This is a genomic window from Klebsiella sp. JB_Kp004 (genome assembly GCF_040065795.1).
GTDB lineage: Bacteria > Pseudomonadota > Gammaproteobacteria > Enterobacterales > Enterobacteriaceae > Klebsiella > Klebsiella quasipneumoniae.
Window position 1 is genome coordinate 67,588 of record NZ_JBEAKW010000053.1, and the last position, 14,296, is coordinate 81,883.

Sequence of the window (14,296 nt, forward strand, 5' to 3'; positions counted from 1 at the left end):
CGGCCGTTACGCCGTTGGTTTTTCCCGTGATCCAGGTGATGTACCGCTAATGCCCCTTTTGAGAGATGAAATTCGCGACCACTCCGCGGAAGAGATGCTGTTTATCCGCCGGGCCGCAATCGCCTTTCTGCTGGTGGTGGTCTGCTTTGGCGTGCTGATTTTCAACCTCTACCATCTGCAGGTGGAGGAGCACGATTTCTACCAGACCCGCTCCAACCAAAACGATATCAAAATGCTGCCCATCGCCCCCAGCCGCGGGCTGATATTCGATCGCAACGGCATTCCGCTGGTACAGAATATTACCCTGTATCGCCTGCAGGTGATCCCGAGCAAAATTCCCGATATGGCCGCGCTGCTGCAAAGCCTGACGCCGATTGTCGACCTGACGCCGGACGACATCGCCAGTTTCCGCGACGATATGCACCACAGCAGCCGCTATAAAGCGGTTACCCTCAAGTCCGACCTCAGCGACGTAGAGGTGGCCCGCTTCGCGGTCAACGAATTCCGTTTCCCCGGGGTGACGGTGGAGAGCTACCAGCAGCGTGAATATCCCTACGGCGCAGAGCTGGCGCACGTGGTGGGCTATGTGTCGAAAATCAACGACAGCGACCTGCAGCGGCTGGCGAAAGACGGTGAAGAGGAGAACTATGCTGCCGACCACAATATCGGCAAGCAGGGGATCGAAGGCTATTACGAAAAAGCGCTCCACGGCACCACCGGCTACCAGGAGGTGGAGGTGGATAACCACGGTCGGGTGGTACGTCTGCTGAAAGAGGTACCGCCGGTAGCCGGGAAAAACCTTTACCTGACCCTTGACCTGCACCTGCAGCAGTATATCGAGTCGGTGCTGAAGGGGCAGCGCGCGGCGGTGGTGGTGGTCGATCCCCGGGATGGCGGGGTACTGGCGATGGTCTCCAGCCCCAGCTACGATCCTAACCCGTTCGTCAAAGGCATCGGCTTTCAGGCCTATAAATCGCTGCTGGATAACCCCGACCGACCGTTAATCAACCGTGTCACCCAGGGGCTGTATCCCCCGGCCTCGACGGTGAAGCCCTATATGGCGCTCTCGGCGCTCTCCGCGGGCGTGATCACGCCGAATACCACCTTCTTCGGGGCGCCGACGTGGACGCTGCCGGGCACGCAACGCCGCTATCGCGACTGGCTGAAAACCGGCCACGGCATGCTCAACGTCACCAAAGCCATTGAAGAGTCCGCAGACACCTTTTTCTACCAGGTGGCCTTCGAGATGGGTATCGACCGGATCCATGAGTGGCTGAGCAAGTTCGGCTACGGCCAGTCTACCGGCATCGATCTCAATGAGGAGTATGCCGGGGTGCTGCCGAGCAGGGCGTGGAAGCAGCGGGTGCATAAAAAGCCCTGGTATCAGGGGGATACCATCTCCGTCGGCATCGGCCAGGGATACTGGATCGCCACCCCCATCCAGATGGTGAAAGCGCTCACCACGCTGCTGAACAACGGCAAGGTGCAGGATCCGCATCTGCTCTATTCGATGAAGCAGGGCAATCATGTGGAACGTTATCAGCAGCCGGCGAACCTGCCGCAGGTCGGCGATCCGAAATCCCCGTACTGGGGCATTGTGCGCAACGGCATGTATGGGATGGCGAATCTGCCCAACGGCACCGGCTATAAACTGTTCCATACCGCGCCGTATCAAATTGCGGCAAAGTCCGGGACCTCGCAGGTGTTCAGTCTGAAGCAAAACCAGACCTATAACGCCAAAATGATCCCGGTGCGTCTGCGCGACCACATTTTCTATACCCTCTTTGCCCCTTATCAGCATCCGAAGGTGGCGATGGCGCTGATCCTGGAGAACGGCGGCGGGGACGGAGTGGTGGCCGGACCGACGGCGCGCGCCATCCTGGACCATATTTTTGTCCCGCAGCAGGCGCCGGCGGCGGCCGCCGACGTGCCGCAGCGGGAGAGCGCGGACGCCCAGTAAGCGGCAGGACTTATTCCGCAGGCGCATCGTTCATAGAAATTGGTTATTTGTCCCCTTATCTTCCCGGCGGCATAGTATTTTTAAGGAACATGACGAGTGAGGAGGAAGGGTGACACGTAAGCGATTATTGCTGGTTCAGACCGGGACGCCCCCGGCAGCCATCCGCGAGGAGCATGGCGATCTGCCGCGCTGGTTCCGCACGCTGCTGGCGCCATGGCAGGCGCAGCTCACCGCGGTACGGGTGTTTGAGGACGAGCCGCTGCCGGCGCCGGATCGCCAGACGGTGGCGGTGCTGACCGGCTCCTGGGCGATGGTGTCCGACCGCCTGGCGTGGAGCGAACGGACCGCCGACTGGATCCGTCAGGCGGTGGCTATCGGCATGCCGCTGTTCGGCGTTTGCTATGGCCATCAGCTGATGGCTCATGCCCTGGGTGGCGAGGTGGCGTATCATCCAGCCGGACGGGAAAGCGGCAGCCAAACCGTTTCGCTATCGCCGTGGGGTGTCGACGACCCGCTGCTCCGGGACCTGCCCGCCGCCTTTCCCGCGCATCTGAGCCATATGCAAACCATTACCCGCCTGCCGGAGGGGGCCACGGTGCTGGCCGCGTCCGCTCACGACCCCCACCAGATCGTGCGCTACGGGCCGCATGCGGTCTCCACGCAGTTTCACCCGGAGTTCACCGCGCCGATTGCCCGCGCGCTGATCCGCTACCGGGAGGCGGTGCTGCAGGCAGAGGGCATCGACCCGCAGCGGTTATACAATGAGGTGCAGGAGAGCCCGCAGGCCGCGGCAATCCTCACGCGCTTCGTCAGCGCCTTTCTGCCCCCTGATGCACCCGGCCATTAATCCCCTGCAGTGAACAGCACCCGCCAGCGGCGACGCCGGCGGGACATCTCGTGGGCCAGGTCAACGACCGCTTCGACGCGCAGCGCGTCAGCCGCCTGCGCCGTCAGCTCCGGTAAAGCATACTTCTGACGCAGGGCGACCAGCGCCTGCGCCTCGGGCGGCGTCCGGGCGCGGACCTGTGCGGCCAGGCGCTGCTGTAGCGGCCTGAAGGCCGCCTCATCCAGCGGCGGCAGCTGGCGCAGAAAGGTTTTGCAACAGCGCAGCAGTTCCACGGCGCGGCGATCCGGGGACTGGAGCGCCATCAGCAGCCCGTCGCGATCGGCGACGCGCTGATAGCGGCAGCTCACCACATAGCCAATCTGCTGCTCTACCCGCAGGCGCTGGAAGAAGAGCGGTTCGCAGCGCTGCGCCAGCACCCGAAGAGCCGCCAGCGAGGCGCCATCCGGCAGCGGAATAAAGACCAGCAGCGCCGTATCGCCCCCGGGGAAAGCCAGCCGTTCGACGCCGCGCCGGCAGGGGCCGGGGAGGCTGCCCGGCGGGTTGACCGGGACGGTAAGCAGGCTCAGCTGGCGCGCGACCCACCGCGCATCCTCCGCGCTGCCGCCGGCCAGGGCCGCCAGCCAACCAGCCTGATGCTCTGATGTGGCCAACCGTTCGGGGAGCTGGGCCATGAGATGACGGATAGCAATACTCTCCGGCGGCGGGGTCAGCGGGTCGGCCGGGAGCGCGAGCTGCCGCACGATGGCCTGCAGAATAGCCTCCGGCCGCCGGCCGGCAGCTGGCAACTGCAGGAGCAGCTGCCAGCTGCCGTCGACGCGATGCCACTCGCCGTGGCCCCCGGCGTGGCGCAGCGCGGCGAGCAGCGGGCGCAGCTGTTCCCCGCGCGCCAGCCCCTCGGCCTGAGTGGGCGAGCAGGAGAAGGGCGGTCGGAGCAGGAGCCTCGGCGGCTCTCCCGGTGACGGGAGGTGGAGCAGCGGCGCGGCTTGCGCCGGGCTTTCGGCCACGAGGCCGCCAGCGGCTTGTGGATAAAAAGCGAATTTCAGCGCCGGGGCAGTGACCGGGCGGCGGCGCCAGCGGCTGAGCGGCAGGCTAAAGCCCTGGGTGGCAACAGGCTCCCCTGGGGAAAGGGTCTGGCAGGCCAGGCTGACCGTAGGGGCGGCCTGCAGGGCGGCGCAAAAATCGGCGAACCCGGCGGGCGGCGCGCCGGGGGCAAAGCCGAATGCCCGCTGGCGCAGCTGATCGAGGGGCGACAGCGCCTGAAAACGGCGCCGGGAGAGCTGATAGTAGTGTTGCTGCTGGTCTGGCGTCGTCCGCTGTAGCGCCTGCAGCCAGTGGGTTATCTGCCGGTCGACCTGTTCCGGCTGGTCGCTGGCGAAGACCAGCGCCAGCCAGCCGAGGTGCCGATCCTGATACAGCCAGTTCAGCGCTACCTCTTGCGCCTGACCACGCTGGCGCAGCCCGGCCATCAGGCTGCCGGGGGCTTCATCGAGCAAAAACTCGCGCAGTAAGGTGACGTTGTCACTTAAGGCGAACAGCGGACAGCGCCACAGGGCGGGCTGGGCGTCGACCACCAGCTGCAGTTCAGTGGTCTCGTCCAGGCGCAGCGGCGGCGCCGGCGGCGGAGCCTCGCCTGCGGCAAGCCCGGCGGCGAAACGGACCGCCAGCTCGCCGAGCGACTCCAGCGACTGCGGCCCCTGCAGCCAGAGCTGCATCCGCCGGGCGACGTAATGGGTGTGGTGAAAATCGCGTAAGGCCGTCTGCAGTGCAGGGAGATCGCCCGCCAGCGCGTCGGCGCTGCCTACCTGAAAGCGGCGAAACGCCGCGGGCGCGTTGGCGGCGTGACGCACGGCGGCTTCCCGGCGCGACGGCTCATGCTGCTGGATAAGGCGGTACTCGGCGTCAATCACCGCCACTTCGCGCTGAATATCTTCCCTGAGCAGCCGCGGCGCCTGCAGCATCTCCTGTAGACGCGCGACACCGTCAGCCAGACCATCGGCGGCGACCTCGAAAAAAAACGCGCTATGGCGGGCCAGGGTGGTGGCATTCACGCTTCCGCCCTGGCGCTGCACCCAGCCCATCAGCCGGTCATCATCCCGGTAGCGCTCACCGCCGTAAAACAACAGGTGTTCCAGCAGGTGCGCCAGCCCGGGGAAGCGCGACGGTTCGTGGTGGCTGCCGGCGGCGACCCGCGCCAGGGCCGCCGCGCGTTCGGCCTGCGGCTGATGGACCAGGGTGGCCTGCAGGCCGCCCGGCAGCGTGACGGTGCGGGTCGCCAGCGTCATTACAGGTCCCGGGTTTTGTAGATCAGCTGCGAGCTGGCCCGGTTGCGGAACTGCAGCTGGCTGACTTTTATCTCGCTGCAGGCCGCTTCGCGCCGGGCGTCGAGGATTTTGTGATGATGCGGGGATTTGCTGCACACCGGGTCGGCGTTATCGGCGCTGCCGGTCAGCATAAAGGCCTGGCAGCGGCAGCCGCCGAAGTCTTTCTCTTTTTCATCACAGGAGCGGCACGGCTCCGGCATCCAGTCATACCCGCGGTAACGATTGAAGCCGAACGAGTCATACCAGATCGACTCCAGACTCTGCTCCAGCACCGACGGAAACGCCACCGGCAGCTGGCGCGCGCTGTGGCAAGGCAGGGCGGTGCCTTCCGGGGTGACGCTGAGGAAAATCGATCCCCAGCCGCCCATGCAGCCTTTCGGCCGCTCTTCGTAATAGTCCGGGGTGACAAACAGCAGGTTGGTGAGGTTGCCGCTGGCGGCCATTTTCTGCCGGTAGTCGGCGACCACCTGCTCGGCGCGGGCGATCTGCTCCCGGGTCGGCAGCAGCCCCTCGCGATTGAGGAACGCCCAACCGTAGAACTGGCAGGTGGCCAGCTCAACGTCATCCGCTTCCAGCTCAATGCACAGCGCGATAATTTTATCCAGCTGATCGATGTTGTGCCGGTGCAGAACGAAGTTGAGCACCATCGGATAGTCGCGCGCTTTCACCGCTCTGGCCATCGCCAGCTTCTGCTGGAAGGCTTTTTTGTTGCCTGCCAGCGCGGCGTTGAGCACTTCATCGCTGGCCTGGAAGCTAATCTGGATATGGTCCAGCCCGGCCTCGCTGAAGGCGTCGAGTTTGCTCTCCGTCAGCCCTATCCCGGAGGTGATCAGGTTGGTATAAAACCCGAGGTCGCGCGCGGCGCGGATCAGCTCCGGCAGATCCTTACGGGTCAGCGGTTCGCCGCCTGAAAAGCCCAGCTGTACGCTGCCCATCGCCCGCGCCTGGCGAAAGACCTCGATCCATTGTTCGGTGGTCAGCTCTTTTTCCTGTTGGGCGAAGTCCAGCGGATTCGAACAGTAGGGGCACTGCAGCGGGCAGCGATAGGTTAGCTCCGCCAGCAGCCACAGCGGCGGATTGACGGCGGGTTTATGCTGGCTCACGGCAGGTGATCCACTTCTGTTGACAGGCTATCTGCAGGAACTCGATGACGTCGTCATCAACGCCCCCGGCTTCCGGGAAGCGTTCGTTGAGCATGGCGATAATCGCCGCGACGTCGCGCCGGCCGTCCACCAGCTCGAGGATCGCCGCGGCGGTCTCATTGAGTTTGGCCATTCCCTCCGGATAGAGGATCACATGGCTCTCCTGGGCGGCTTCCCACTGCAGGCGGTAGCCGCGACGAAAGGCGACGATGGAGGTTTTTTGCATGGTTACACCAGTCGGGTCGTGTGCCAGGCCGCCTTGTCGGTGACCGTATGATAGGGCGGGCGCTGCAGGGCATAGGCCATGGTCATGGCGTCGAGCATCGACCATAAAATGTCGAGCTTAAACTGCAGGATCTCCAGCATCCGGTTCTGTTTTTCAGCGCTGTCGCAGTAGGCCTTCGCCAGCGCCAGGCCATGCTCCACGTCGCGGTTGGCCTGGCTCAGACGGCTGCGGAAGTAAAAATAGCCTTCCTCTTTGATCCACGGGTAGTGCTGCGGCCAGCTGTCGAGGCGCGACTGATGGATCTGCGGGGCAAACAGCTCGGTCAGGGAGCTGCAGGCCGCCTCCTGCCAGCAGGCGCGACGGGCGAAGTTAAGATAGGCATCCACCGCGAAGCGCACGCCGGGCAGCACGTGGCGCTCGCTGAGCAGATCGTCGCGGCTCAGACCGACCGCTTCCCCCAGCCGCAGCCAGGCTTCAATCCCGCCGTCCTCGCCGTGGCTGCCATCGTGGTCGAGGATCCGCTGCACCCATTTGCGCCGGGTCTGCGCGTCCGGGCAGTTGGCCATGATCGCCGCGTCTTTCAGCGGGATAGTGGTCTGGTAATAAAACCGGTTCGCCACCCAGCCCTGAATTTGCTCGCGGGTCGCGTCGCCGTTATGCATGGCGATGTGGTAAGGGTGGTGAATATGGTAGAAGGCGCCTTTGGCCCGCAGGGCCGCTTCAAAGGCCTGCGGCGACAGCGTGTCGGTGATCAGCATGCGATATCCTGAAGGGTGATAGCCATCCCGTCCCAGCTCACTTCAATCCCCTGCTGCGTCAGCGCCTGACGCTGGGGAGAGTGCTCGTTAAGGATCGGGTTGGTGTTATTGATATGAATAAGAATTTTGCGTTTTGCCGGCAGGGAGGCCAGCAGGGCCATCATCCCGTGCTCATCGCCGAGCGCCAGGTGGCCCATATCGCGGCCGGTATTGCGCCCGACGCCGGCGGCCTGCAGTTCGTCATCCTGCCAGACGGTGCCATCGATCAGCAGACAGTCCGCTTTTTGCAGCCAGGGCAGAATGGTCTCATCCGGCTCACCGAGCCCCGGAGCGTAGAACAGCGTCTGCCCGTTGCGGCGGTTTTCGATAAACAGCGCCACGTTATGGCCCGGCAGCGGCCGGTCGCGATACGGCGAATAGGGCGGCGCGTTGCTGGCGATAGGCACCGCGGTAAACCGCAAATCAGGACAGGCGTCAACGGTAAAAGGCTGCTGCGGCGCGATGGGGTGATGCACCAGGCCGCCGTTCCAGTGGCGCAGCATGGTAAACACCGGGAAGCCGGTGGAGAGATCCTCATGGACCTCCGGGGTGCACCACACCTGATGCGGGCAGCCTTCGCGCAGGCTGAGTAACCCGGTAGTGTGGTCGATCTGGCTGTCGGTGAGAATAATGCCGCCGATATGCGTTCCGCGCAGCACGCCGGTTTTATTTAACTCGGGCGTGTGGGCAATCTGCTGGCTGATATCCGGCGAGGCGTTGCACAGCACCCACTCTTGACCGTTATCGCTGACGATGATCGACGACTGGGTGCGGGCGCTGGCCTGGATCGTGCCGTCGCGCAGACCCTGACAGTTGGCGCAGTTGCAGTTCCATTGCGGGAAACCGCCGCCGGCGGCGGAACCGAGGACTTTAATGAACATGAAGACGGACCGGGTAATGAAAAAAGAGGCCCGCGCGAACGGCGGGCGGGGCGATTAGCGGTTAGAAATGTACAGCGTCACTTCCAGACCGAGACGTAAATCGATAAAAGCAGGTTTCTTCCACATGTTTTGTTCCTCTTAAAAATGACGACAGGCCTCACGGATAATGCAGGATCTGTGACGGCCGCCGCATATTGCGCTTCACCGGGAGAGAGATCAACCCGGAATCTGTAAGGAATTAACTTTATGTTTACAATATAACCTATTGTTGCCAAACATTTTTTAATACCCGCAGCCAGTTACGCCACAGCAGCTTATCCAGCACCAATTGATCATAGCCGCTGTCACGCAAGGCATTGATAAGCCGCGGTAAGCCGGCCACATCCCCCAGCGCGTCCGGCAGGGTGACGCCGTCAAAATCCGAGCCAAGGGCCACATGATCCTCACCCATTATGTTAATAAGATAGTCGATATGCCGGATGATGGTGGCGAAGGGCGTGTCGCTATCGCGCCGTCCGTCGGCGCGCAGGAAGGCGTTGCCGAAATTAACGCCCACCACGCCGCCGCTGTCGCGGATCGCCCGCAGTTGCCGATCGGTCAGGTTGCGCGGCTGTGGGCACAGGGCGTGGGCATTGGAGTGGGTGGCCACCAGCGGGGCGGTGGAGTGACGGGCGGTATCCCAAAAGGCCTGTTCATTCATATGTGAAACATCGATCTGCATCTTCAGGGTGTTGGCCTGGGCAATGAGCGCGATACCCTCGCCGGTAAGACCCGGCCCGCTGTCCGGACTGCCGGGAAAGGCGCCGGTGACCCCGCAGCCGAAGCGATTGGCGATGTTCCAGAACGGACCTATGCTGCGCACCCCGGCGCGATAAAAGTCCTGCAGATCTTCGCCCTGGGCGTCGAACCCGCCGGCGCCTTCGATGTGCGCCACCATCGCCAGCGCATTATCCTGACGGCAGCGTTCGATATCCGCCGCGCTCAGGCACAGCCGCGCGCGGCTGGCGTCATGGGCGCAAATCGCCTTGAGGATAGCCAGCTGCTGCCAGAGGATCGTTAATGGGTCCCACGCCTGACTGGCGTACTGGGGCGCCACGCGGGCGATATACTCCTGCGGCGGTACAAAGAGGGCGAACAGGCCGCCGGCCAGACCGCCCTGGCGAATACGCGGATAATCGAGGTGGCCGTTCTCTATCCCGGCAAAGAAAGCGTTCACCGGATCCTCGCGATGGTGAAGCCAGAGATTCAGCAGCAGGTCATTGTGACCATCAAAAATCGCCACAGCGGGCTCCTGGGTTATCAGGTGGTAAAAATGGCTGTCACGGTAGCGGATTTATGCCCGTGGGCAAGCAGAAATTCACAAGCCAGCAACAATTGCCAACATTGATTATGTATCACACTGTATCCCGCGGCGGATCGCTGACATGAAGAGATAAAAACGGCCCTTGTCGGGCACACGGCGGATACAAATTTCCGCTTAACTGGTTACGTACTCTCTTGATGACGATAAAAGGTGACAAAGCGATGAACAGATTATCCCTGATCCGGTATACCAGCGCCGCGGCGCTGGGGTTATCCACCCTGTGGTCCGCTGCCGTTTGCGCCGCTGAAGACGCGGGGGCGTTCGACAAGATCCACCAGATCCACGCCGGCGATCTGAATATTGGCTACGTGGATATCGGCCCGCGCGACGGCCAGCCGGTGATTCTGCTGCACGGCTGGCCCTACGATATTCAGAGCTATGCCCAGGTGGCGCCGGCTTTAGCGCAGAAGGGCTACCGGGTGATTGTGCCGTATCTGCGCGGCTACGGCACCACCCGTTTCCTCTCCGCCAGCACGCCGCGTAACGGTCAGCCGTCGGCGATGGCGGCCGATATTGTCCATCTGATGGATGCCCTGAACATCAGGCAGGCGGATCTGGCCGGCTTTGACTGGGGGGCGCGCACGGCGGATATCGTCGCCGCGCTGTGGCCGCAGCGGGTGAAATCCCTGGTCTCGGTGAGCGGGTATCTGATCAGCAGTCAGCATATTGGCGAAAAACCGCTGCCGCCGCAGGCGGAGCTGTCGTGGTGGTATCAGTTCTATTTTGCCACTCCGCGCGGGGAAGCCGGTTACCGGCAGAACACCCATGACTTTGCGAAATTTATCTGGCATCAGGCGTCGCCGCAGTGGCCATTCAGCGACGCAACCTTTGCCAAAACCGCCCGGGCGCTGGATAACCCGGACCACGTGGCGATCACCATCAGCAACTACCGCTGGCGCCTGGGACTGGAGAAGGGGGAAGCGAAGTATGCCAGCTATGAACAACGGCTGGCGGCGCTGCCGCCGATTACGGTGCCCACCATCACTCTGGAAGGGGCGAATAACGGCGCGCCGCATCCGGCTCCCGCCAGCTACCGGACCAAATTTACCGGTAAATATGAGCACCGGGATCTGCAGGGGCCGGTGGGCCATAACCCGCCGCAGGAGGACCCGACGGCGTTTGTGCAGGCGGTGGTGGACGCCGATCGTTTGTAACCCGCGCCTTGCCGGCGGCGCGACGTTGCGCTTCCGGCAACACGGCTTATGCTTGTGAAGAGTCTATTTTGCCGCAGGAGCAGCCTTTGGAGCGTATTGACCACATCCTGGTCGTCGATGACGACCGCGACATCCGGGAACTGATTGTCGACTATCTGGTAAAATCGGGATACCGCGCCAGCGGCGCGGCGAACGGCAAAGCCATGTGGTCGGTGCTCAAAAACCATCAAATCGACCTGATTGTGCTGGATATCATGATGCCGGGGGAGGATGGCTTAACGCTCTGTCGCCAGCTGCGCGCAAACCCGCAACAGGATATCCCGGTGCTGATGCTCACCGCCCGCACCGACGACAGCGACCGGATCCTCGGCCTTGAGATGGGGGCTGACGACTATCTGGTGAAGCCCTTTGTGGCCCGCGAACTGCTGGCGCGCATCAAAGCCATTTTACGCCGCACCCGGGCGCTGCCGCCCAACCTGCAGATCACCGAGGCGGGCAGGCTGATCGCGTTTGGCGACTGGCTGCTCGATACCGCCGCCCGCCATCTGCTGGACGACAGCGGGGCGATTGTCGCCCTCAGCGGGGCGGAGTATCGACTGCTGCGGGTGTTTCTCGACCACCCCCAGCGGGTGCTGAACCGCGATCAGCTGCTCAATCTGACCCAGGGACGCGACGCCGAACTGTTTGAACGGTCAATCGACCTGCTGGTGAGCCGACTGCGTCAGCGCCTGCGGGATGATGCCCGCGAGCCGGCCTACATTAAGACGGTGCGCAGCGAGGGCTATGTGCTGTCGGTCCCGGTCTCCATCCGCGAGAGGCATGAATGAGGTTCTGGCCCGCCTCGCTGCAGTCGAGGCTGATGGCGCTGCTGTTTCTGGCGCTGCTGCTGGCGAATACCTTAACCCTGTCGCTGCTGTTTTATGAGCGTATGAGCAGCGCCCGCAGCGTGATGCTGGGCAATCTGGCGTCGGATGTCGCCACCAGCGTGGCGATCCTCGACCGTCTGCCGCCCGCTGAACGCCCGCAGTGGCTGCCGAAGCTGGCGCGCGGCAACTACCGCTATCAGCTGGACGCCGGCGAGCGCGGCGACTATCCGGACAGCTGGCGCGCCCGGGACGCGGCGCGCTCCCTGCAGGAGGCGTTGAGCGCGCAGTATCCGGTGAGTATTGTGGCGATCCCCGGTCCGCGGCAGCATATCCAGGCCCATATTACCCTCCACGATGGCGCCCCCTTAACCCTCGACCTGTGGCCGAAACTACCGCCCATCGCCCGCTGGCTGCCGGTGGTGCTGATCGCTCAGTTTGTCCTCCTGCTGGCCTGCGCCTGGTACGCGGTTCGCCAGGTACTGCAGCCCATCACTCGCTTTACCCATGCGGTGAATGCGCTTGAGCCGGCCAGCGACACGGCGGGAACCATGGCCGAGCAGGGGCCGGAGGAGGTGCGCCGTGCCGCCCGCGCGTTTAACGCGATGCAGACCCGCATCCACGATCATCTGCAGGAGCGGGCGCGGATCCTCGCCGCCATCTCCCACGATCTGCAAACCCCGATCACCCGGATGAAGCTGCGGGTGGAGATGGCCGACCAGCCTGAACTGCGCGACAAACTGCTGCAGGATCTCGACAATATGACCCGCCTGGTGCGCGAAGGTATCGCCTTCGCTCGCACTTCGCAGCCGCTGGAGGAGGCGCGCCAGCGGCTGAACCTTGACGCCTTTCTCGACAGCATCGCCTGCGATTATGCCGATGTCGGCCGGCCGGTGCGGTTTTGCCCCGAGGCGCGCGCCGGAGTGGTGTGGATCCCACCGCAGGCCCTGCGCCGGGTGATGACCAACCTTATTGATAACGGGCTGAAATTCGGCGCCACGGTAACGGTCGCCCTGAACCGCGACGCCGCCGGGGATATCATCATTCATGTGCTGGATGAGGGGCCGGGGATCCCTGAGGCGTCGCTGCAGGCGGTGCTGCAGCCGTTTTATCGCCTGGAGGACTCGCGCAATCGCGATACCGGCGGCACCGGCCTGGGGCTGGCGATCGCCGCGCAGCTGGTCAGCCAGATGAACGGCACGCTGCGCCTGGCCAATCGCCCGCAGGGCGGTCTGGATGCCAGCGTGCGTCTCGCCGCGCAGGGATTGTATCCTGCTGTATCTCCGGCGCAGATAGAAAACTAAACCGACAATTCTCCCGCTTTCCCGACACATCCGCCCTACATCCCCTTGCTGTAATGTTGTGGCTGCCACCTTCGGCAGCGATGGCATAATGAGGAGAAGGCGATGTCGATATTCATTGCATTTTTGGGCGGGATGTTAACCCTGCTAAGCCCCTGCACGCTGCCGGTGATCCCGCTGCTGTTCGCCAGCGTCCGGGGCCGCCGGGGGCAACTGGCGATCATGCTGGCGGGCATGGCGCTGATGTTTGGCGCTGTGTCGTGGCTGGTGACGGTCGCCAGCGGTTGGGTCGTGAATCTGACGCTGGCTGGGCGCGGCCTGGCGCTGGCGTTCTTCGCCCTTGTCGGGCTGAGCCTGCTTTCGCCGCGCGTCGCGCAGCGGCTGACGTCACCCCTGGTGGCGCTGGGGAATCAGCTTAACGACGCCAGCTCACGCCAGCGCGGCTGGATCGGTTCGCTGCTGGCCGGGCTGGCGGTGGGTCTGCTGTGGGCGCCATGCGCCGGGCCGGTACTGGGGGCGATACTGAGCCTGGGTTTTGTGCATCCGGTCCAGGCGACCACCGGCGGGTTGCTGTTAGCCTACGGCGGCGGCGGGGCGCTGATGTTATTCCTGCTCGGGTGGTGCGGCGCGGCGTTGATTGCCCGTCTGCGTCGCGGGCTGGCGTTCGGCGAACGGCTGCGCCGGCTGGCGGGGGTGGCGATGCTGGCCTCGGTGGCGCTGATCGCCAGCGGCGGCGACCGCTATTTGCAAAGCGCGGGAGGATGGAGTCAGGCGCTGGAGCAGCGGCTTGCCGCCCGTCTGCCGCAGCCAACGCAGAAAACGGTTCTGCAACCGATCGCGACGCCCGAGCCCAGCAGCGCGATGCCTTCGCTGGCGGGGGGCAGCGCATGGCTCAATAGCCCGGCGTTAACCCCGGAGCGTCTGAAAGGCAAAGTGGTGCTGGTGGACTTCTGGACCCGGGAGTGCATCAACTGTCAGCATACCCTGCCTTACGTGCGCGACTGGGCGAACAAATACCGCGCGGCCGGGCTGGTGGTGATTGGCGTTCATACCCCGGAATATCCCTGGGAGCGTTCGCTACCGCTGCTGCGCGAGGCGGTGAAGGACTGGCGGATAACCTACCCGGTGGTGGCGGATAATGAGTACGCCATCTGGAACGCCTTCGGCAATCAGTACTGGCCGGCGCATTACATTTTCGACGCACGTGGGCAACTGCGCTATACCGCCTTCGGCGAAGGGGATTATGCCCGCCAGGAGCAGGTGATCCAGCAGCTGCTGCAGGAGAGCAAAGCCTGACCCGCGGACGTCGGTGACTGCCGGACGGTTCCCTTTATCCCTTATGCCCATTGCCGGGCGGCGCTGCGCCTGCCCGGCCTACAGGAGTGTGCAGGGAGAATGTAGGCCCGGTAAGGCGCAGCCGCCACCGGGCATCGAAGCGGGA

13 protein-coding genes are annotated in these 14,296 nt (G+C 63.8%); 6 read left to right on the forward strand and 7 right to left on the reverse strand.

The features are described 5' to 3' along the window. Window positions 1-49: 49 nt before the first annotated feature. On the forward strand, window positions 50-1,960 hold the full coding sequence (gene mrdA, locus ABLX76_RS24995) for a penicillin-binding protein 2 (RefSeq protein ID WP_348875410.1): 1,911 nt from the start codon (window positions 50-52) through the stop codon (window positions 1,958-1,960). Window positions 1,961-2,069: 109 nt separating this feature from the next. Continuing rightward, window positions 2,070-2,807 carry a glutamine amidotransferase gene (locus tag ABLX76_RS25000; protein ID WP_101996766.1) on the forward strand — a complete coding sequence of 246 codons (738 nt, stop codon included), beginning with the start codon at window positions 2,070-2,072 and terminating at the stop codon, window positions 2,805-2,807. Here the strand turns inward: ABLX76_RS25000 and pqqF are convergent. The 7 genes from pqqF to ABLX76_RS25035 all read right to left on the reverse strand — a co-directional run bounded on the left by pqqF (window position 2,804) and on the right by ABLX76_RS25035 (window position 9,456). Further along, a complete protein-coding gene (gene pqqF, locus ABLX76_RS25005; protein ID WP_241515959.1) occupies window positions 2,804-5,089 on the reverse strand; it encodes a pyrroloquinoline quinone biosynthesis protein PqqF in 2,286 nt (761 codons plus the stop codon). The genes ABLX76_RS25000 and pqqF overlap by 4 nt on opposite strands. Continuing rightward, window positions 5,089-6,231 carry a pyrroloquinoline quinone biosynthesis protein PqqE gene (gene pqqE / locus ABLX76_RS25010; protein WP_087777050.1) on the reverse strand — a complete coding sequence of 381 codons (1,143 nt, stop codon included), beginning with the start codon at window positions 6,229-6,231 and terminating at the stop codon, window positions 5,089-5,091. The genes pqqF and pqqE overlap by 1 nt, the downstream gene beginning before the upstream one ends. Further along, the gene (gene pqqD / locus ABLX76_RS25015) at window positions 6,218-6,496 is read right to left on the reverse strand and encodes a pyrroloquinoline quinone biosynthesis peptide chaperone PqqD (protein ID WP_087777052.1); all 279 of its coding nucleotides are present in this window, start codon (window positions 6,494-6,496) and stop codon (window positions 6,218-6,220) included. The genes pqqE and pqqD overlap by 14 nt, the downstream gene beginning before the upstream one ends. 2 nt (window positions 6,497-6,498) lie before the next feature. Further along, window positions 6,499-7,254 (reverse strand): pyrroloquinoline-quinone synthase PqqC, encoded by a 756-nt coding sequence (gene pqqC / locus ABLX76_RS25020; RefSeq protein WP_023289796.1) that lies wholly within the window; start codon window positions 7,252-7,254, stop codon window positions 6,499-6,501. Next, on the reverse strand, window positions 7,248-8,174 hold the full coding sequence (gene pqqB, locus ABLX76_RS25025) for a pyrroloquinoline quinone biosynthesis protein PqqB (RefSeq protein WP_087777054.1): 927 nt from the start codon (window positions 8,172-8,174) through the stop codon (window positions 7,248-7,250). The genes pqqC and pqqB overlap by 7 nt, the downstream gene beginning before the upstream one ends. A 54-nt stretch (window positions 8,175-8,228) precedes the next feature. Next, window positions 8,229-8,300, reverse strand: coding sequence for a pyrroloquinoline quinone precursor peptide PqqA (gene pqqA, locus ABLX76_RS25030; RefSeq protein ID WP_002905689.1), 72 nt, complete (start codon window positions 8,298-8,300; stop codon window positions 8,229-8,231). Window positions 8,301-8,436: 136 nt separating this feature from the next. Further along, window positions 8,437-9,456 (reverse strand): dipeptidase, encoded by a 1,020-nt coding sequence (locus tag ABLX76_RS25035; RefSeq protein WP_348875411.1) that lies wholly within the window; start codon window positions 9,454-9,456, stop codon window positions 8,437-8,439. 242 nt (window positions 9,457-9,698) lie between these two features. Between ABLX76_RS25035 and ABLX76_RS25040 the strand changes: the two genes are divergently transcribed. The 4 genes from ABLX76_RS25040 (at window position 9,699) to ABLX76_RS25055 (ending at window position 14,151) form a co-directional block, all read left to right on the forward strand. Then, a complete protein-coding gene (locus ABLX76_RS25040) occupies window positions 9,699-10,691 on the forward strand; it encodes an alpha/beta hydrolase (RefSeq protein ID WP_241515960.1) in 993 nt (330 codons plus the stop codon). An 86-nt stretch (window positions 10,692-10,777) separates the two neighbouring features. After that, a complete protein-coding gene (locus ABLX76_RS25045; RefSeq protein WP_241515961.1) occupies window positions 10,778-11,518 on the forward strand; it encodes a response regulator in 741 nt (246 codons plus the stop codon). Then, window positions 11,515-12,858, forward strand: coding sequence for an ATP-binding protein (locus ABLX76_RS25050; RefSeq protein WP_050534070.1), 1,344 nt, complete (start codon window positions 11,515-11,517; stop codon window positions 12,856-12,858). The genes ABLX76_RS25045 and ABLX76_RS25050 overlap by 4 nt, the downstream gene beginning before the upstream one ends. Window positions 12,859-12,960: 102 nt before the next feature. Continuing rightward, window positions 12,961-14,151: a cytochrome c biogenesis protein CcdA gene (locus tag ABLX76_RS25055; RefSeq protein WP_241515962.1), complete on the forward strand. Its 1,191-nt coding sequence runs from the start codon at window positions 12,961-12,963 to the stop codon at window positions 14,149-14,151. Window positions 14,152-14,296: the final 145 nt, after the last annotated feature.